This window comes from Streptomyces sp. NPDC003691, from assembly GCF_053981115.1.
Genome location: NZ_JBSFNQ010000118.1, coordinates 1 through 18,527 on the forward strand (window position 1 = coordinate 1; position 18,527 = coordinate 18,527).

At 72.2% G+C, this 18,527-nt stretch carries 15 protein-coding genes and 3 tRNA genes; 12 read left to right on the top strand and 6 right to left on the bottom strand.

Annotation, left to right across the window (positions count from 1 at the left end):
* Window positions 1-318 precede the first annotated feature (318 nt).
* From ACWDR0_RS31655 to ACWDR0_RS31665, 3 genes are all read left to right on the top strand, one after another.
* A complete protein-coding gene (locus tag ACWDR0_RS31655; RefSeq protein WP_456355258.1) occupies window positions 319-660 on the top strand; it encodes a hypothetical protein in 342 nt (113 codons plus the stop codon).
* Between the two features lie 186 nt (window positions 661-846).
* On the top strand, window positions 847-1,593 hold the full coding sequence (locus ACWDR0_RS31660) for a hypothetical protein (protein ID WP_456355259.1): 747 nt from the start codon (window positions 847-849) through the stop codon (window positions 1,591-1,593).
* Window positions 1,584-1,657 (top strand) — tRNA-Lys (locus ACWDR0_RS31665). Before ACWDR0_RS31660 ends, ACWDR0_RS31665 begins: the two co-directional genes overlap by 10 nt.
* Window positions 1,658-1,748: 91 nt before the next feature.
* Here ACWDR0_RS31665 and ACWDR0_RS31670 read toward each other — a convergent pair.
* Window positions 1,749-3,101, bottom strand: a complete 1,353-nt coding sequence (locus ACWDR0_RS31670) for a M6 family metalloprotease domain-containing protein (protein ID WP_456355260.1) — start codon at window positions 3,099-3,101, stop codon at window positions 1,749-1,751.
* A 519-nt stretch (window positions 3,102-3,620) separates the two neighbouring features.
* Between ACWDR0_RS31670 and ACWDR0_RS31675 the strand changes: the two genes are divergently transcribed.
* Window positions 3,621-5,381 (top strand): putative bifunctional diguanylate cyclase/phosphodiesterase, encoded by a 1,761-nt coding sequence (locus ACWDR0_RS31675; RefSeq protein ID WP_456355261.1) that lies wholly within the window; start codon window positions 3,621-3,623, stop codon window positions 5,379-5,381.
* Window positions 5,382-5,694: 313 nt separating this feature from the next.
* Here the strand turns inward: ACWDR0_RS31675 and ACWDR0_RS31680 are convergent, their stop codons facing one another.
* Together ACWDR0_RS31680 and ACWDR0_RS31685 are read right to left on the bottom strand one after the other, a co-directional pair.
* Window positions 5,695-7,326 carry a glycosyl hydrolase family 18 protein gene (locus ACWDR0_RS31680; RefSeq protein WP_456355262.1) on the bottom strand — a complete coding sequence of 544 codons (1,632 nt, stop codon included), beginning with the start codon at window positions 7,324-7,326 and terminating at the stop codon, window positions 5,695-5,697.
* 430 nt (window positions 7,327-7,756) lie between these two features.
* Window positions 7,757-8,917 (bottom strand): LLM class flavin-dependent oxidoreductase, encoded by a 1,161-nt coding sequence (locus ACWDR0_RS31685; protein ID WP_456355263.1) that lies wholly within the window; start codon window positions 8,915-8,917, stop codon window positions 7,757-7,759.
* Between the two features lie 248 nt (window positions 8,918-9,165).
* Here ACWDR0_RS31685 and ehuB point away from each other — a divergent pair, with 248 nt between their 5' ends.
* The 7 genes from ehuB to ACWDR0_RS31720 all read left to right on the top strand — a co-directional run bounded on the left by ehuB (window position 9,166) and on the right by ACWDR0_RS31720 (window position 14,189).
* Window positions 9,166-10,107, top strand: coding sequence for an ectoine/hydroxyectoine ABC transporter substrate-binding protein EhuB (gene ehuB, locus ACWDR0_RS31690; RefSeq protein WP_456355264.1), 942 nt, complete (start codon window positions 9,166-9,168; stop codon window positions 10,105-10,107).
* The gene (gene ehuC / locus ACWDR0_RS31695; RefSeq protein ID WP_456355265.1) at window positions 10,104-10,859 is read left to right on the top strand and encodes an ectoine/hydroxyectoine ABC transporter permease subunit EhuC; all 756 of its coding nucleotides are present in this window, start codon (window positions 10,104-10,106) and stop codon (window positions 10,857-10,859) included. Before ehuB ends, ehuC begins: the two co-directional genes overlap by 4 nt.
* Window positions 10,859-11,509, top strand: coding sequence for an ectoine/hydroxyectoine ABC transporter permease subunit EhuD (ehuD, locus tag ACWDR0_RS31700; RefSeq protein WP_456355266.1), 651 nt, complete (start codon window positions 10,859-10,861; stop codon window positions 11,507-11,509). Before ehuC ends, ehuD begins: the two co-directional genes overlap by 1 nt.
* A complete protein-coding gene (locus ACWDR0_RS31705) occupies window positions 11,499-12,335 on the top strand; it encodes an amino acid ABC transporter ATP-binding protein (protein ID WP_456355267.1) in 837 nt (278 codons plus the stop codon). The genes ehuD and ACWDR0_RS31705 overlap by 11 nt, the downstream gene beginning before the upstream one ends.
* Before the next feature lie 217 nt (window positions 12,336-12,552).
* Window positions 12,553-13,314, top strand: coding sequence for an IclR family transcriptional regulator (locus tag ACWDR0_RS31710; RefSeq protein WP_456355268.1), 762 nt, complete (start codon window positions 12,553-12,555; stop codon window positions 13,312-13,314).
* Window positions 13,315-13,463: 149 nt separating this feature from the next.
* Window positions 13,464-13,537, top strand: a tRNA-Lys gene (locus ACWDR0_RS31715).
* 217 nt (window positions 13,538-13,754) lie between these two features.
* Entirely contained in the window at window positions 13,755-14,189 is a 435-nt protein-coding gene (locus ACWDR0_RS31720; protein ID WP_456355269.1) for an ester cyclase, read from the top strand.
* Between the two features lie 201 nt (window positions 14,190-14,390).
* Here the strand turns inward: ACWDR0_RS31720 and ACWDR0_RS31725 are convergent, their stop codons facing one another.
* The 3 genes from ACWDR0_RS31725 to ACWDR0_RS31735 all read right to left on the bottom strand — a co-directional run bounded on the left by ACWDR0_RS31725 (window position 14,391) and on the right by ACWDR0_RS31735 (window position 18,259).
* Window positions 14,391-14,975 (bottom strand): lytic polysaccharide monooxygenase auxiliary activity family 9 protein, encoded by a 585-nt coding sequence (locus ACWDR0_RS31725; RefSeq protein WP_456355270.1) that lies wholly within the window; start codon window positions 14,973-14,975, stop codon window positions 14,391-14,393.
* Between the two features lie 341 nt (window positions 14,976-15,316).
* On the bottom strand, window positions 15,317-16,627 hold the full coding sequence (locus tag ACWDR0_RS31730; protein ID WP_456355271.1) for an SPFH domain-containing protein: 1,311 nt from the start codon (window positions 16,625-16,627) through the stop codon (window positions 15,317-15,319).
* A 48-nt stretch (window positions 16,628-16,675) separates the two neighbouring features.
* Window positions 16,676-18,259 (bottom strand): peptidoglycan-binding protein, encoded by a 1,584-nt coding sequence (locus tag ACWDR0_RS31735; protein WP_456355272.1) that lies wholly within the window; start codon window positions 18,257-18,259, stop codon window positions 16,676-16,678.
* A 175-nt stretch (window positions 18,260-18,434) separates the two neighbouring features.
* Here ACWDR0_RS31735 and ACWDR0_RS31740 point away from each other — a divergent pair.
* A tRNA-Lys gene (locus ACWDR0_RS31740) sits at window positions 18,435-18,508 on the top strand.
* Window positions 18,509-18,527 lie beyond the last annotated feature (19 nt).

The following is an 18,527-nucleotide window of genomic DNA, read 5'->3' on the forward strand; positions in this document are numbered from 1 at the left end:
CATCGCCGTCGGCGAGGAGGTGAGCCCGGAGGCCCACGACCCACCCGAACCCAGACAAGGCGGGTCACGACCCCACGTAGCAACGGTCACAAAGCCTTTCAGCCCCGCCGGCGTTTGAGGCGCAGAAGCAACCCGCACCCCGCGGGCAAGGCACACCCCAGGGGGGCAAGGCACACACCCGGGCACCCGGCACCCCGTAGGGAGCACGGCCCCGGGGGAGGCTACCCGGGCGCACCCCACAGCGGGAGGCGAGGATGCGGCCTTGCGGGGCGGGGGAGAATGGACGCTGGAACGTGACCGACGCCCGGAGGACGTGACATGACCCAGCCCCCGCAGGGACACCGCAAGCCGCGCCCTGCCACGCTGCTGTTCGAGCCCGCGGAGGCCGCCGCCGATCCCGAGCACTTCTTCGACCTGGAGGCGATGGACGACCCCCGCGCCCTCCTGGCCCGGGCCACCGAGCTGACCCTGGCGTTCCGGGCCGCGACGGACCGGGCGGTGGAGTACCAGGCTCTGGCCGCCGCGCAGCTCGCGGACCCCCGGCGGTTCGACCGGATGACGCCCGGTGACATCGCCGACCGTGCGGGCTGGACCGAGGACTACGCGCGGAAGATGATCGAATTCGGCCGGGGCCTCGCCCGCGAGGACGGCCACGCGTAGGGCGCAGGGCCCGGGGGCGCCCCGGCCCCGTGCCCACCAGGCCCCACCCTCAACGCGCCGCGCGGGCAACCCGCCGCGTAGGCAACCGGCATATGCCGGGCGGCAAGATACCCCGTCCGCCCCCGCCCTGTCACCGTTTCACCGACAGAGTGGAATCATGCGGTCACGCCCGGTACACCTGATGTCATGAGCTCCCCGACGAGTCCGACGAGCGCCCCGTTACCCAGCGGCCCCGCCCTGCCGCCCACCCCGGAGGAGGGACTCGTCGCGGGAGGCGGGCGGCAGGAGAGCACCCGGGTCGCGGCCCATCTCGCAGCGGCGCGCCCCCCTGCGGCGCAGGCCGCAGCGGCGCAGGTCACGGCCGCAGGAGCGGACTGGCTGGCGGCCGCGGGGGCCTCGCCGCGCCCGCACTGGGAGCACCGCCCGGGTGCGCCCTGCGCGCCCGCCGTACTGTCGTGCGGGCGCCTGTTCGACGTGGTGAGCGCGCCCGCCGTGTTCGGGCGGCTGCTGCTGGACCGGATCTGGGAGGAGGGCCCGGGTTCGGGCCCGGTCGCGGCGCACCGGGGGCGGATGCTGATCTTCGCGGCGCCGGGTACGGCGGCCCGGCTGCCGGCGCTGCTGAGCTGGGAGGAGTGGGGTGGTTTCGTACCGGCGCTGATGTTCCACGGCCGGGGGGACGCGGTGACGGCACCCCCGCTGACCCCGCCCGGGGGCGACGCCGGGGCGCTGCCGCGCTGGCTGGTGGCGCCGGGGAGCCGGCATCCCTGGCTGCCGGGTCCGGAGGTGCTGCTCTGGGCCTGTGTACGGGCCGTGAAGGCGGCGCGGGCGGCTGCCGGGGCCGTGCGTACGGGCCCTCCGGCGGGGCCGTACGGACCGATTTCTCCTCTCCCGGACCAGGGTGCTAATGTCTACGACGTCAGCAGGCGCCGCTAGCTCAGTTGGTTAGAGCAGCTGACTCTTAATCAGCGGGTCCGGGGTTCGAGTCCCTGGCGGCGCACAGACGGGGAAAGCCCCCTTGCGAGAGCGAGGGGGCTTTTTCGTGCCCGCAGAGCCGCGCCAGGAGCCCGGGGCCGGGCCTGCCCCGGGGGTCAGCCGGTGCTGATCTTGACCGTCCAGGCGCCCGTCGCGGTACGGTCCGTCACTTCGATCCGGATCCGCTCCCCCGACCCCCCGGACAGAGTGAACGTTTCTCCAACGCCCAGCGGGGCATCCGCCAGCTTCGGGTACACCGAGCGGTCCCAGCACGCCTCCGTCTCGGGGTGGGTGTCGATCACCTCGACCGGACCGCCGCCGGAGACCGTGTCCGCGCGGACCCGGTAGAGGAGGACGCCCTCGGTGCAGGTCGTCCGGTCGTTGCCGGCCGCGCCGCGCGCCTCGACCGCCAGGGCCGTACCCGGACCGGTGCGGACCACGGCGAGCCGGGTGCCGAGCGCCCCGCCCGGGGCGGGTGCCGCGCCGACCGGTTCCAGGGTGATCGTCTCGGGCCGGGTGATACAGCGCACTCCCCCGCCGTCCAGCCAGCCCAGTTTCCATTTGTGCCAGGCGAACAGATCGGGGGCCAGCCCGAACTGGCTGCCCATGACGTCCCAGTCGCCGACGTAGGTGTCCCAGTCGCCCTTGCCGTCGACGGGACGCTGATAGAGGTCGGGCAGGTCGAAGACGTGCCCGGTCTCGTGGGCGAGCACGTTCCGGTCCGGCGGGTGCTGCTCGAAGACCGTGACGACCCGCCGGAGCCCGGTGCCGTCGTAGGTCATCGGCCGGGCGAAGTTGACGACCTTGGTGGCGTCGGAGTCCACTCCCGGCGCGTCGGGGTCCGCGACCAGATAGACGATGTCGTACCGGGAGAAGTCGACGGTGCGGTCGGCCGCGCCCAGGGCGTCCCGGAGGAAGGACTTCCGCTGCCCGGCGCCCCAGTCGCGCCGTATCCCGTACGCCGTGGACGGCTTCGGCATCCGCACCCACTCGCGCTGCGGATGTGCCCGCAGGGCGAACCGCCCGTAGGAGGCCCGTTCGAAGAAGGCGCTGGTGGCGGGGAAATGGTCGGCGGCCAGCTGCCCGGGAGTGGTGCGCGGGGCCGAGTCCGGGAAGGAGAGGAACACCATGACGGCGTCGAGGCTCCGGGCCGGCCGGGGATAGGCGGTGTTCCAGGTGTCGAGCCCCAGGGAGTGGTGCGCGGGCGTACGCGTCAGCGCGCAGGAGGCGGACGAAGTCTTGGCCACGGCGGGCCCCGCCACCAGCGAGGTCGCCGCGAGGGCCAGCAGGGAGGTCAGTGCGGCGGCCGCGCTGCGGGCCCGGCTGCGCTCACCGCCCGTACCTCCCGCCCCATCGTCCCCCCGGTCACCGCCGCTCCGGCCGCCCGAGCCGCCGGGGCCGTCCGATCCGTACAGACGCCCGCCTTCCACACTCCCGGGTGGACCCGCGGGTGACTGCTGACGCTCCACGTGGACCTCCGGCTGCGGAATGCGGCGAAATGAACGACACCTCGACCACCTTGTGGTGATTTCATGGCACACGACCACTTCCGGTGCCCCAGTCGGGTGACCGCTCCGACACCGGTCCGACACCGAGCTGAGACCGGCGGCCCGCCGCGGTTCCCGGAGCCGACGCTCCGGTCGGCAGATCCGGTCAGCGGGGGATCAGATCGCCGGGCACAAACGAACAAGTTCGAACCGAGGCATGCAGAAACGATCTGTCAGTGGCTGCCGGGACACCGCGCCGCGGCGGTGAAGGTGGAACGCCCCACAGGGCAGCCTCTATGATCGGCACACTTTCCCCGGTCCGTTTCCTCAACGTTCCTGAGCTTTCCTCAACTTTCCACATCTATACCTTGGTTTCCTTGCATTAGGTTGTTTTTGGATCTCTCGCGATCGTTCCCCGGCGGCTCTCGTCACCGCCGCGGGCCGGTCGACGGCTCGTGTGACGCATTCCGACCACATCCACGACACAACTGCACTGCGGGAGTGAAAGCGGTGAGCGGAACCCCCGAAGGAACAGGGTCCGGGCGGGACTATCGGGCCGCGTTCGACGCGGCGGACCTTCCCATGGCCGTCGTCGGCGCCGACGGCCTCGTCACCGGAGCGAACCCGGCCTTCGCCGGGCTCTTCGGCGGGAACACGACGGGCCGCAGCGCCGAGGAGCTCACGGGACTGGCGGCCGACCAGGACAGCCGGAAGACCTACCGCGAGGTCCTGCGCGGCCGGCGGCCCCGGCTGTGCTGCACACGCCGGGTGAAACGCGCCGACGGCGGCACGCTCTGGGCGGAGATCACCGTGACCCCGCTGACCGGCGCCGGCGGGCCGGCCGAGGCCGGGCGGGGTGCGCTCCTGTGCGTGGCGGACGTGGGCGAGCGGCGGGAGCTGCGCGCCCGGCTGCGCCATCTGGAGATGCACGACGCGGTGACCAAGCTGCCGAACCGGGTGCTGTTCTTCGAACGGCTCACGGCGGCGCTGGAGTCCGCGGCGTACGAGCGCGGGGCCACCGGCCGGATCGGGCTCTGCTATCTCGACCTGGACGGCTTCAAGGCGGTCAACGACACGCTCGGGCACCGGATCGGCGACAAGCTGCTGGTGGCGGTCGCGGCCCGGCTGGCCGAGTGCGCGGAGAGCCTGGGCGCGGCCCGGGGCGGCGGGCATCTGGTGGCCCGGCTCGGCGGGGACGAGTTCGCCGTCCTGGTCGAGGAGTCCACGGGTACGGAGCAGCTCGCCGAGCTGGCCGGATCGGTGCTGGCGGCGCTCCAGCGGCCGTTCGACCTCGACGGACAGCAGCTGTCGGTATCGGCTTCGATCGGAGTGGTGGAGCGGGCCGCGGCCGGGACCTCGGCGACCGGGCTCATGCAGGCCGCCGACACCACCCTCTACTGGGCCAAGGAGGACGGCAAGGCCCGCTGGACGCTCTTCGACCCGGAGCGCAACGCCCACCGGATGACCCGGCAGGCGCTCTCCTCGTCGCTCCGCCCGGCCCTGGAACGCGGCGAGTTCGCCCTGGAGTACCAGCCGCTGGTGGGGCTGGCGGACGGGGTCACGCACGGGGTGGAGGCGCTGGTCCGCTGGCACCATCCGCGGTTCGGAACGCTGGCGCCGAATCGGTTCATCGGGATCGCCGAGGAGGACGGTTCGATCGTCCCGCTGGGGCGCTGGGTGCTGGGGACGGCCTGCCGTCAGGCGCGCCGCTGGCAGCTCGACCACCCGGGGAGCCGGCCGCTGCTGGTGAGCGTCAATGTCGCCGTACGGCAGGTATGGGACTCGGATCTGGTGGCGGACGTGGCGCAGACCCTGGAGGAGTCCGGCCTGCCGCCGCACCTGCTCCAGCTGGAGCTGACGGAGTCGGCGGTGATGGGCTCGGCAGGGCGGCCGCTCCAGGCGCTCCAGGCGCTCAGCGATATGGGCGTGCGGATCGCGATCGACGACTTCGGCACGGGCTACTCGAATCTGGCCTATCTGAGCCGGCTGCCGGTCTCGGCGCTCAAGCTGGACGGGTCCTTCGTCCGCGGCTTCCAGGACGAGGCCCATCCGAACCCGGCGGACGAGACGATCGTGGAGGCGCTGGTGCGGCTGGCGCACCAGCTGGGGCTGACCGTGACGGCGGAGTGCGTGGAGACCGCGGGCCAGGCGGCGCGGCTGCGGCGGATCGGCTGCGACAGCGGGCAGGGCTGGCTCTACTCGCGGGCGGTGCCGCCGGACCGGATCGCCGAGCTGGTGGGTCTGACGGCGCTGCCGGCCTGAGGCAGTAACGGGTCGGAACGGACCGGGGCCGGAGCGGACGGCAGCGGACCGGAGCGGGCAGGGACCGACCGGAGCGGACCGGGGCCGGAGCGCACCGGCCGCCCCTGTGGGCTCCGGCGACCCCGCGGGGCCGGAATGGGTACCGCCCCCGCCCGGGATGAACATCCGGGCGGGGGCGGTGTTGTGGGGGGAATACGGTGGTTCTGTTATCCGGTACCGGTGGTTCCGGTCAGTGCTGGTGGTACCGGGTCGTACTCAGGGGCCGGATGGTGCAGTGGGGGCGACCCCTGATTCCACGGCCGTCCGGCCGGGGTCAGCAGGGCCCCTGGTCGCGCCAGACACCCCATTCGCCGCCGGTCCCGGGCTCGTTGCCCTGGGTCCACCACTGGGCCTTCCACTTACGGCCGTTGTGGGACGCGATGGCGTTGGTGTTGTACACCCCGGTGGCGGTCCAGGCCTCACCGCAGGCCGGGGTCGGGGTGGGCGTGGGGGTGGGGGTCGGGGTCGGGTCCGGGCGGACGCTCTCGCCGACCGCGGCGACGATGTCGTTCAGCAGCTTGGTCTGCTCGTCCAGGCCGATGAGGGAGTACATCATCGCTCCGCCGAGGCCCTTGGTCTTGGCGTAGGCGGCCCGGGCGTCGATCGCGCGCTTGTCCAGACCGGTGAAGAACTCGCCGTTCTTGTAGAAGTACGCGGCCTTGGCCTCGTCGTCCCAGAAGGTGGTCGCCGGGTTGTCGACGATACCGCCGAGCTCCTTGTAGTTGGCGATGCCGGGCGCCAGGCTCAGCGGACGCGGGGCGCTGCCGCCGTTGGCCGACTGGCCGAGGCCGTTCTTCGTCCCGGCCGGGACGTTCTTCCAGCCGCGGTAGTACATCTCGTAGCCGAGGGTGATCTTGGAGGCCGGGAAGCCGCCCGCGATGCCGTAGGCCGCGTTGCCTTCGGTCCAGGCGCGGACCGAGTTGTCGATCGAGTACTTCTCCGTGCCGGGCGCGATCGGGTTGGTCGGGTCCGACGGCGGGGAGTACAGCGGCGACTGGTGGTACGTCGGGCCGGTGCCGTTCCAGGCGCCGTGCATGTCGTACGTCATGATGTTCGCGTAGTCGAGGTACGCGCCCACCTTGTCCGTCTCGATGTGCTTGATCTTGTCCTGGCCGGCCGGCATGGCGGCGGTCAGCAGGTACTTCTTGCCGCCGTTGGCCGTGCCGTAGGCGTCGAGCTGCTTACGGAACTCGGCCAGCAGCAGGGTGAAGTTGGCCTTGTCCTCGGGGCCGTAGTGGTTGCCCAGGTGGCCGCCGCTGGAGCCGGGGTACTCCCAGTCGATGTCGATGCCGTCGAAGATCCCGGCGGCGGTGCCGGGGCCGCCGTAGCCGTCGGCCTTGGGGACGTCACCGGTGATGTACTGCTTGATACAGGAGGCGACGAGCTTCTTCCGGGCGGCGTCGGTCTTGGCCGCGTCGTGGAAGTACTTGGAGTACGTCCAGCCGCCCAGCGAGATGTTGATCTTGAGGTGGGGGTACTTGGCCTTCAGCTTCTTGAACTGGTTGAAGACACCCGCGATCGGCTGGTCCCAGCGGTCGGCCACACCGTCGACACTGTCGGCGGCGGAGAAGGTGCGCTGGTAGTCGGCGTACGAGTCGCCCGCGCCGTCACCGGCGTTGGGGTTGTTGTCGTCGCCCGCCGCCTTGTTGGCCTGGAAGCAGGTCAGATCGGTCGGGTGGATGTTCCCGAACGAGTAATTGATGATGTCCAGCTTGTTCGCGATGCCCCGGGTGTCCAGGTGCTTGGGGTAAAAGGCGTTGCCGTACACGCTCCACTGGTCGTAGTACGCGATCTTCACGCCGGGCTGGGCGGCGGCGTTCGCCGCAGTCGTCTGCTGCGGGGTCGCTGCGTTGCCCGTCGCGGCGAATCCGGCCAGGACGCCCGCGGCGAGCGCCGCAGTCGTCATGGCCGCGATCAAAGGTTTGCGGGAGCGCACGTAATGCCTCCGAGGTGGGGGGAACGAGGGGGTGCGGGCCCGCCGGTCGGCGTCGGACGGGCCGGAGAAAGAGATAGCGATCCGGCCAGCGTCTCGTCAATGGTCTCGACCAAGCTCCCAACAAAAAGGGACTAGACCAATTTCAAGGTAAAACCCCTAGTCAGAGCGGTGGATGAGCAAAGATGAATCGCTTCTCACCGTTACTGACGAGGACTTTAAGCGGGAGATAAGAAGAATTTAAGGGCTAGATGATACGGACTAAACGGACAGTTCATGGATGAACCACCGGAAAGAAATCACCGGCCCCGGAGGGACCCTCCGCAGCCCTCGGGGGCCACCCGGACCCTCCTCCGGATGCCCGCCGGGACCCGGCCGGAGGGCCCGGCCCCGGCGCGCCGGATCACTTTCCGGTCCGCGGCAACCCGTAGGCGTCGGCGACGAGTTCGTACGAGCGCAGCCGCGCCGCCTCGCCGTGCACGTTCGACGTCAGCATCAGCTCGTCCGCGCCCGTCCGCTTCGCCAGCAGGTCGAGCCCGGTCCGGACCGCGTCGGGTGTGCCGTGGACGATCGTCGACAGCCAGTCGTCCGTGAACTCCCGCTCCAGCGGGGTGAAGGAGTACGCCTCGGCCTCCTCCGGCGTGGGGATCAGCCCGGGTTTCCCGGAGCGCAGCCGCAGCATCGACAGCGCGCCCGTCAGCACCTGGCGGCGGGCCTCCCGTTCGTCGTCGGCGGCGAGCGCGGCCACTCCGATCAGCGCATACGGCTCGGCCAGCGCGGCCGAGGGCCGGAACGACTGCCGGTACAGCTCCAGCGCCGGGATCGTGTTCCGGGCGGAGAAGTGGTGGGCGAAGGCGAAGGGCAGCCCGAGCGCGCCCGCGAGCCGGGCGCTGAAGCCGGAGGAGCCCAGCAGCCAGACCGGCGGCCGGTTCGGGGGGCCCTGCACGGGCCCGGGGACGGCATGGATCCGCGCATACGGATGGCCGTCCGGGAAGTCGTCGTCGAGGAATCTGGTCACCTCGGCCACCTGCTGCGGGAAGTCCTCCGCCCCCTCCCCCGCCCGGCCCGTGCGGCGCAGCGCGGCGGCGGTCGCCCCGTCGGTCCCGGGGGCCCGGCCGAGGCCGAGGTCGATCCGGCCCGGCGCCAGCGCCTCCAGGGTGCCGAACTGCTCCGCGACGACCAGCGGGGCGTGATTGGGCAGCATCACCCCGCCGGAGCCGAGCCTGATCCGGTCGGTGCGGGCGGCGAGATGGGCCAGGATCACGGCCGGGGACGAGGAGGCGACCCCGGGCATGGAGTGGTGCTCGGCGACCCAGTGGCGGTGGTAGCCGCGGTCCTCGGCGAGCCGGGCGATCGCGACGCTGGTGCGCAGGGCGTCCGTCGCGGTCCGGCCCCGTCCGACGGTGACCAGGTCCAGTACGGAGAGCGGTACGGGCGCGGTGCCGAGCGCCCGGCCCCTTACCGGATCGGCGTCCCGGTCCGCCCCGGCCCCGGCGGGGAACTCCGCCCCGCCCGTCGTCCCGTTCCGCGTCTCGTCCGCTGTCCCGTTCCGCGTCTCGTCCACCGGTCCTCAGCCTCCGTGCTCCGCCCCAGCAAGCTCTCGCACTCCATCAACAGGAGGTTTCCTCCGGTTGTTCCCGGGAACGACCGGTTCCCGGGCGGGCGGGCGGCCCGGTGCCCGGGGCCCTTCCCGGCCCGCCTGCGCGTCCCGCCCCGGCGCGGCCGGTCCGCATACCTGCGTACGGTCCGGGTAGCCGCGCGGGCATGGCCCGACTCCATGCTCATGAACCCCACCCGCCCCCCAAGTCATCCATGAAGCACGAGCCACGGCAACCCCGTACGCAGGAAAGACCGGAGCCGTCCGCCGCGCCCCGGCGCGGTATCGGCCGGCGCTCGCTGCTCACCGGCGCCGCCGCCCTGGGCACCCTGGCCGCCGCGGGCGCGAGCAGCGGCTGCAGCCGGGTGGCCACCGCGGACGCCGGGGACGGCGGACGTCTGCTGGAGCAGTTGCGGGCGAAGGGGACCGTACGGCTGGGGCTGGCCGGCGAGCAGCCGTTCGGCTACATCGGCCGGGACGGCGAGATGACGGGCTCGTCGCCGGTGATCGCCCGGCGGATCTTCCGGGCGCTCGGGGTCGGGGAGGTCCGGCCCTTCCCCACCGAGTTCGGTTCACTGATCACCGGACTCAACGCCCTCCAGTTCGATGTCGTCGGCGCCGGGATGTTCATCACCCCGGCCCGCTGCGAACAGGTCGTCTTCTCCGACCCCGAGTACCAGATGCTCAGCGGTTTCCTGGTGGCCAGGGGCAATCCGAAGAAGCTGCGCAGTTTCGCCGACGTGGCCCGGTCCGGCGCCCGGCTGGCGACCGGGGTGGGGTACGCGGAGATCGGTTACGCCCGGGAGGCCGGGGTGAAGGACATCGTGACCCTGCCCGACCAGCTGGCCGGACTGCTCGCCGTCGAACAGGGCCGGGTCGATGTCTTCGCGGGCACCGCCGTCGCCGTCCGGAACGTCGTCCGGGGCAGCTCCCGGGCCGAGGCGACACCCGAAATCACCCCCTATCTGGACGGGAAACCGGTGATCGACGTGGGCGGTTTCGCCTTCCGCTCCCCCGAGACCCGGCTCCGGGACGCCTTCAACCGCGAACTGCACAAGCTGAAACGGAGCGGGGAGCTGCTGGCGCTGATGCGGCCCTTCGGCTTCCGCGAGGCCCAGATGACCACGGTCACCGCCCGGGCGAGGTGCGCGGGATGAGCGAGATCACCCCGGGGCTCTGGGAGCTGCTTCTGGAGGGTGTGTGGATCACCGTCCAGCTCACCGTGTTCAGTGCCGCGCTGTCGGTGCTCGTCGCCTTCGCCGTCGGTCCGGCGCGCACCCACCGCAGCCGGCTGGTCCGGTTCGCCGCCGCGGCCTATACGGAGGTCTTCCGGGGCACTTCGGCGCTGATCCTGATGTTCTGGGTGTTCTTCGTGCTGCCGATGGGCTTCGGCTGGCAGCTCGTCCCGATGTGGGCGGCGGTCCTCTCGCTCGGCCTGACCTACGGGGCGTACGGCTCCGAGGTGGTCCGGGGTGCGCTGGCCGCGGTGCCGCCGGGGCAGCGGGAGGCCGGGGTCGCCCTCGGCTTCACTCCGGGGCAGCGGCTCCGCCGGGTGGTGCTGCCGCAGGCCTGGCCGGAAATGATCCCCCCGTTCGGCAATCTCCTGGTGGAGCTGCTCAAGGGCACCGCACTGGTGTCGGTGATGGGAGTGGGCGATATCGCGTTCGGCGCGGCGCTGGTGCGGAACGCGACCGGGGACAGCGCGCCCGTCTACACGGTGGTGCTGGTCATGTACTTCGTGCTGGCGTTCACCCTGACCCGCGGGATGCGGGTGCTGGAACGCCGGGCGAAGGCCGGGCTGGGGCAGGAGACCCGCCCCTCCGCCCTCGACCGGATCCGGGCCCGGCGGCGGACACCGGCACCCGCCCCCACGGGCGGAACGGCCGCGGCCGCGGGGGGTGAGCGCTGATGCGCTGGGACTGGGACGCGGTCGGGGACTTCATGCCCCGTTTCTGGGACGGACTGCTGGTCACCCTCCAGGCGCTGGTGCTGGGCGCGCTGCTGGCCTTCGCGCTCGGGCTGGTGTGGGCGCTGGCGCTGCGGTCCCCGTACCGCCTGGTGCGCTGGCCGGTGGCGGCCGTCACGGAGTTCGTCCGCAACACACCGCTGCTGGTGCAGCTGTTCTTCCTCTACTACGTACTGCCGGAGTGGGGTCTCACGCTCTCCGCGACGGCCACCGGGGTGATCGGCCTCGGGCTGCACTACTCGACGTACACCGCGGAGGTCTACCGGGCCGGTATCGACGGGGTCCCGGCGGGCCAGTGGGAGGCGGCCACCGCGCTCAGCCTGCCGCGGGTGCTGACCTGGCGGTCGGTGATCCTCCCGCAGGCGGTGCGGCGGGTGACGCCCGCGCTCGGGAACTACGTCATCGCGATGCTGAAGGACACACCGATGCTCTTTGTGATCGGGGTGATGGACATGCTCGGCCAGGCCCGCCAGTTCGCCGCCGAGACCTTCCTGACCGTGGAGGCGTTCACGGTCGTCGGTATCGCCTTCATCGCCCTGTCCTTCCCGGCTTCCCTTCTTCTGCGAGCACTGGAGCGCCGTCTTGTCCGCTGACCGACCGCTGAACGACCCCACCGAGACCGGCGACACGACTGCTTCCGCCGGGGTGCCGGAGGCCCCCGGAGCCCCCGGAGCCGCCCCGCCGTCCGAGCTGATCCGCTTCGACGGTGTCACCAAACGCTTCGGAGGGCGTACGGTCCTCGACTCCCTGGACTTCTCGGTCCACCCGGGCAAGCACGTCACCCTGGTGGGCCCCTCGGGCTCCGGCAAGACCACGATCCTGCGGCTGCTGATGACCCTGGTGAAACCGGACGAGGGCACCATCACGGTCGGCGGGCGGCGGCTCTGGCCCGCGCGCGAGAAGGAGGTGCGGGAGGTCCGCAAGGACATCGGCATGGTGTTCCAGCAGTTCAACCTGTTCCCGCATATGAAGGTGCTGCGGAACGTCACCGAGGCGCCGGTCCATGTGCTGGGGCTCTCCCGCGACGAGGCCGAGGAGCGCGGCCGGGAGCTGCTGGACCTGGTGGGCCTCGGCGAGTACACCGACAGCTACCCCGGCCGGCTCTCCGGCGGCCAGCAGCAGCGCGTGGCGATCGCGCGGGCCCTGGCGATGCGGCCGAAGGTGCTGCTGCTGGACGAGGTGACCTCGTCGCTCGACCCGGAGCTGGTGGCCGGGGTGCTGGACCTGCTGCGGGGCATCGCGCGCAGTACGGACGTCACGATGGTCTGCGTCACCCATGAGATGTCCTTCGCCAGGGACGTCTCGGACTGCGTGATGATGTTCGACGAGGGGCGGGTACTGGAGTACGGGCCACCCGAGAAGATCTTCACGGACCCCGAGCACGAGCGGACCCGGGAGTTCCTGGGCGCGGTGCTCTGAACCGGCGGGACCCGGCCGGGGGTACGCGGGAACGCCCGGCCGAATCCCGTGCCCGCCCGTACCCCCAATCATGTCACTGGCATATGCCATGGAAAATAGACGCTGTTGAGGGGGGTGACAGCACCCGCGATTCCGGCCAACAACCGTGCTTCTGACGGTTATTGACCGCTATCGTGATAGGGGAAGCTTGCGGTGACGACCTGCTGAGGGGGAGACCGTGGCGCTCAGGCCCGAGCCGACCGTGTCATTCCAGTCGGTGCAGTACGTACTGCGCGTACTCGAAACCGTCTCCCGGCACGGCGGCGGTGTCACCGACGACCAGATCGCGCGGGAGACGGGGCTGCCTACCGTCCATCTGACGCCGATGCTCGACATGCTCCGCCGCGAGGGCTACCTCGAACGGCTCGCCGACGGCGGCGCCTATGCGATCGGCGACTCCCTGGTCCTGCTGGGCTCGGGCCCGGCGCGGGAGCGGGCGGTCGAGGAGAAGCTCCAGCACAGCCTGGCCGAGCTGCGGGACACGGTCGGCGCCGCGGTGTACGTCAGCCGTTATATCGACGGCGAGGTGCGGATCACCCAGTACGCGGACGGCCCGCTCACCCCGAAGGTCAACGAGTACGTCGACTTCCGCTTCGCCGCCCACGCGAGCGCGGTCGGCAAGTGCCTGCTCACCCAGCTCGACCCGAACGGACGGCGGGACCATCTCTCCCGGCACAAGATCACCCGCTTCACCTCCCGGACGATCACCAGCGAGCAGCTGCTCTTCTCCAAGCTGGACAGCCAGCCGCCGACCGTCCCGGTGCTCGACCTCCAGGAGTACGCCGTGGGCACGGTCTGCGCCGCGGTCCCGCTGACGGCCGGCTCGGCCGTGGGCTGTCTGGCGCTCTCCATGCCGGTCGAGCACGCGCACCGGCTGCGGGCCGCGGCCGACGCGCTCAACCGCAACGCCGCGCCGATGGTCCTGTCGCTCGCGCTCTGAATGCCGCCGGCCCGGGGTCGTACCGGCCCGGACGGCGCGGGACGGCACCGGCTCGCGCCGGGTCGTTCCGGGAGCCGCTCCGAGGGTCGCTCCGGGCGGTCCGGTGGTCGGGAGCACCTGCCGGGACCGGGTAGTATTTTCTTCGTCAGGCGCCGCTAGCTCAGTTGGTTAGAGCAGCTGACTCTTAATCAGCGGGTCCGGGGTTCGAGTCCCTGGCGGCGCACAGATGATCACCCGAGGCGTTCCGGTTCCGGCCGGGACGCCTCGGGTGTTTTCGTCTGCCCGCTCCGTGACGGCCCCTGGACGATGTACGAGCGGGGGCGCCGGGCCGGATTGCGCGGCTCCCGGCGCCGGGTTCTGCTGGAGTGGTGGTCGCCCACCGGCCCGCCCGTTCCCGGCTTCCCGGCCGGGCCGGGCCCAGCAGCACCAGGGAGGCGACGATGACCGCCGAGGAGAACATGCAGTTCATGCAGAGCCTCGACGACGCGTGGAACGCCCAGGACTGGGACGCCTTCGACGCCCGTCACGCTCCGGACACGATCGTGCACTGGCCCGGGCAGCCGTCACCCACCCGGGGGCGCGAGGACCACCGGGCCGAGGCCATGGCGTTCTTCGCCACCTTCCCCGACAACCATGTCGCCAATCGCCCCTATCAGGTACTGATCGGCCGGGGCGAGTGGACCTGCTCGGTCGCCCGCTTCACGGGCACCATGACCGGGCCGATGCGCGGCCCGGGCGGGGAGATCCCGCCCACCGGGCGCGCCTTCGCCGTCGACTTCTGCACCGTGGCGCACTGGGCGGACGGGATGATCGTCGAGGAGAACCTCTTCTACGACCTCGTCGGCCTGATGCGCCAGATCGGCCTCAACGACTGAACCGGGGGCGACCTCCCGGCCTCCCGGCGGGCCGCCGGGACGCAACCGCGCACGGCCCGGTGCGGCCGCCCCGTCCTGGGCGGCCGCACCGGGCTGCATGCCGCGCCGGCCTGCTTCCTCGTCCGCCGCGGAACCGTCCGGTCCCGGACCGCGCGGAGCGGTCCGGGCCGGGTCCGGGTCCGAGTCCGGGTCAGACCCGGATCAGAACTGGACGTCCGAGCAGGCGTAGAACGCGTTCTGGGTGTCGTACACGCTCCAGACCGCCACGATCACATGCCGGCCCGAGCGGGACGGCAGGTTCCCGCTGTGCGAGAGGGTGTACGGCGGCTGCTTCCCGCCGTAGTCGACGGTCAGGAAGGGCTGGGACTCCAGCGCGGCCCGGGTGATCTTGGAGTTGGGGTTCCAGCCGGGCTTGGTGATGAAGTACTTGAAGTCGCTGGTGCGGTGCGGCGCGGTGAAGCGCCACGAGAAGGTGTAGTTGCCCGAGCTGACCCGGGTGGCGGGCCAGGCGCCGCCGCGCGGGTCGTCGAGCTGCGAGAACCGTCCGTTGCCGCCGGAGCAGATGGTGCCGTCGGCGGGGCCGGAGGACGGGAAGCCCTTGGGGCCCTCGGCGCTCTGCGGCTCGTACTGGATGGCACCGCAGTTCTGTACGGTGCCGTTGGCACAGAGCTTCTGGCGGCTGATCGGGTTCTCGGTATAGCCGTGGCTGTTTGCGCTGCCCGTGGCGACGACGGTGGCTCCCGTCATCAGAAGGCCGACGGCGGCGGCTGTCATCCGTTTGCGCATGCTCGCTCCAGAGAACGTGGGGGAGTTCGAGTGAGAGCCGTGCTGCACGCGTGCTGTGCTGTGGGGGGTTGGGGATTGCGATCGGGGATGGGCCGGCTGTGGGGGCCGCGGTGTTTCCCGTGGGGGGAGTGTCTCCGCGAGGGGCACTTCTTCTGCGCCATTTCAGGTCTAGACCAACACCCAATGTATTGACCAGAGTTCACCCTGTCCAGACCCTGAGAACACCTTCATTTTCCGGGCCGGTGAGGGTCCTGGCCACGGGATACATGCCCCAGCAGCGGCTTCCCCTTCATCACCCGCCGCGGCCCCGGCCCGGCGGCGGGCGCCGCCCGGCGCGGAACTCAGCGTTCCAGGGGCGCGGACCGGCCGGTGTAGAACGCCACGGTCAGATCCTTGACGAGGGCCTTGCGTTCGTAGTCGTCCAGCTCGACCAGACCGCGTGAGGTCAGCCGGGTGACCGTGTCGTCCACCGCGTCGACCACCGAGGTCAGTACGGAGTCCCGGTGCCGGGCGTCGATCGCCGCGACCCGGCGGCGCTGGAGCGCGGCCGCGACCTCGGGGGCGTACTCGACCGCGGTGGGCTGGGCCGAGAAGACCTCGATCCCGGCCGGGGCGCACTCGGCGGCCAGGAGCCCGGTCAGCGCGGAACCGACCGCCCCGGCGTCGTACGGCCCGGCGGCACCGCGGTCCGGGTCGGCGGGCAGCGCGGCGAGCACCCGGGACAGCGACGCCTCGACCCGTTCGGCCAGATACACCTCGTGGCGCTCGACCCCGAGGACCGCCCGGGCCGTGTCCCGGACCCGCCACACCACCAGCACCACGGCCCGCAGCGCCGTACCGTCCGAGGTCACCGCGGGCATCGGCGCACTGCGCCAGTGCCGGAGCCGGACATCGACCCGGCGGCGGCGCAGCAGCGGGTTCAGCCACATCAGCCCGGTCCGGCGCACGGTCCCCCGGTACTCGCCGAAGAGGGTGAGGACATGGGCGTGTCCGGCCCGGCCGCGGGCGACGCCGCCGAGGGTGAAGAGCACGAGGAGCGGCCCGAGAACGGCGAAGCCCCAGAGTTCCGGACCGATACCGGGGTACGGGGCCGGGGGCAGGCCCAGCAGCCGGGTCGCGACCACCGGCAGGATGCCGGTGCTCCAGAGCACCAGGGCGGTTCCCGCCAGGGAGCAGGCCCCCGCGATCACCCCGGCCCAGCCGGGGAGGGCCGGTCCGGGGCGTTCGGTGAGCCCGGGGTCCGCGGCCGGGGCCGCCGGCTCGGGCCCGGGCCCGGGCTTGCGGGCCGGCGCGGGCCGGGCCGCGGGGGCGGCCGGACCGGCGGGTACCCGGGGCTGCTCCCCGGTGCCCCGGCGGCGGGAGACCACGGCCGGGCGGAGCGGGGTGGTCCACACGGCACCGCCCGGCAGGCCGGTGGCACCGCGGTTCCCGGCCCCGGCCCCGGCGCTCCCGGCGCTCCCGGCATTCCCTGCGTTCCCGGCGCGGCCGTCGCCGTCGTCACGGAAGAGGAGGTGGACCGGGATCGCGGTGGTCGTCTCCTGACCGATGACCGGCGTGCGGACGGCCGGGGTGTGAACGGCCGGAGGGTGCGTGGAGTGGTGGGGTGGTGCGCCGGAGCCCTCCGGCTCCGATGTGGTGGTGCTGGTGCTCATCGGTGCTGCAGCCTCCGCTTTTCGGGTGGTACGGGCCGGATCCGCCGGTCAGCGCGTGAGCGCGAACAGCCGCCGCCAGGTCTCGGGCCCCGGGTAGCCGTCGGCGTCGGCGCCGCGCCAGCCCTGGGCCAGCTGGAACGCCTCCACATTGCGCCGGTCTGCCTCGCTCCACACCGGGCCGGGCCCCTTGGTGTAGTGGCGGCCGAAGCCCCGCTTGACCAGCTGCTGTCCGAGCAGGGTGGTGTGCGGGCTGGACACCCCGGGCCGGAAGAACTTGGCGCCGGGGAAGCCCGGAACCGCCGGGGCGGCCACGGCGGGCACCGCGCCGGGGGCGGGGGCCACCGGGGGCGGTGCCGGGGCCGCGACCACGGGGGTCGCGGGGGTCACCGGGGCGGGGACCGCGGGCGCGGTACCGGGCTGCGCCGGGGCGGCGGGGGTCGCGGGGGTTGCGGGCGCGGGGGTCGCGGGCACGGTCTCCGCGGCGGGGATGTTCTTGCCCTTGCCGGTGACCAGCAGATCCCAGGTGCGGGCACCCGGAATCCCGTCGGCGCCGCTGCCGCTCCAGCCCTGGGCGAGCTGGAACGCCTGGGTGGCCTTGCGGTCGGCTTCGCCCCACACCGGGCCGGGCCCCTTGGTGTAGAACCGCTTGCCGCCGCGCTCGACCAGCATCCGGCCCAGCCTGGTGACGTGCTCGTTGTCGGCGCCCGGGCCGAAGTACCCGGCGCCGGGGAAGGCGTCGGGGGCGGGCGGCGCGGGAGTGGTCGGCGCGGGGGGCACCACGGGCGCCGGCGGAGTCACCGGGGCGGGCGGAGTGACCGGTTCCGCCGGCTCCTCCGGGGTGGTCGCGCTGGTGATCCCGTTGTACCGGTAGGCCAGGTACTTGTCCGAGTTGTTCCAGTACGCCATGGGCGTGGACTGCCTGCGGGTGGCCGGCGGGGTCTGCTCGTACGCCGTGTACGACTCGTGCGTGTGGTCGGTCCAGCCACCGAAGATCGTGACGTGCGACCCCTTGGTGGGATTGGCCGGGTTGTGGAAGAGGAGGATGTCCCCCGGCTGGAGCTCCTCCCTTTTGATCGCCGTGGCGAACGTCGCGAGGCTGCCGGTCCATTCGTTGGTGGTCAGCCCCCAGGCCATGGAGACATAGCCCGAGCAGTCCTGCCGGTAGCCGTCGGTCCAGTACTTGGACATGCTGTACGGCACCTCGGCCTCCACCCAGACCTTGGCCCGCTTGATGATCTCCGCCCGGGTGATCTTGGGTACGACGGGCACCGCGGGCTTCCCCGAGGGACCGGGCAGCGGCCGCCCGTGCAGCGCGCCCCGGCCACCCTGTTCGTTGCCGGGCGCGGGGTCCACCGCGGCGCCGGGGGCATCGGCCGCGACGGCCGTACGTCCCGCGCCGGGCACACCGGCCGCACCGGTCGCACCGGCCCGGACCTCCGCCGCGCCCGCGGCGGCGGGCTGTGCCGCTCCCCCGCCGAGGACCACACCCGCGGCGGTGACCAGCACCAGCGCCCGGCGGCAGCCGTGGGCCGCGGGGTGCTCCCCGGCCGCGAGCGCCCGGCGCTGCTGTACGCAGCCCGGACAGTCGCAGTCGGAAGCGGGCTCGTACTCCTCGAAAACCGGCACCGCCATGGCCTGGCCCTTCCGTGCTTGGCTGAATCGTGATGTCCGCGACTGGGTGTGGCTGAGTGCAGTCTGACCCATAAAAGGGACAAAACGACCATCCGACAGGCCGGGGGCGATCAGATGGGCGGGATATTGGTCCGGAGCACCCTCCGGCGTCCGGTAGAGTTTTTCCTGTCAGCAAGCGCCGCTAGCTCAGTTGGTTAGAGCAGCTGACTCTTAATCAGCGGGTCCGGGGTTCGAGTCCCTGGCGGCGCACGCACCGCAAAGCCCCTCG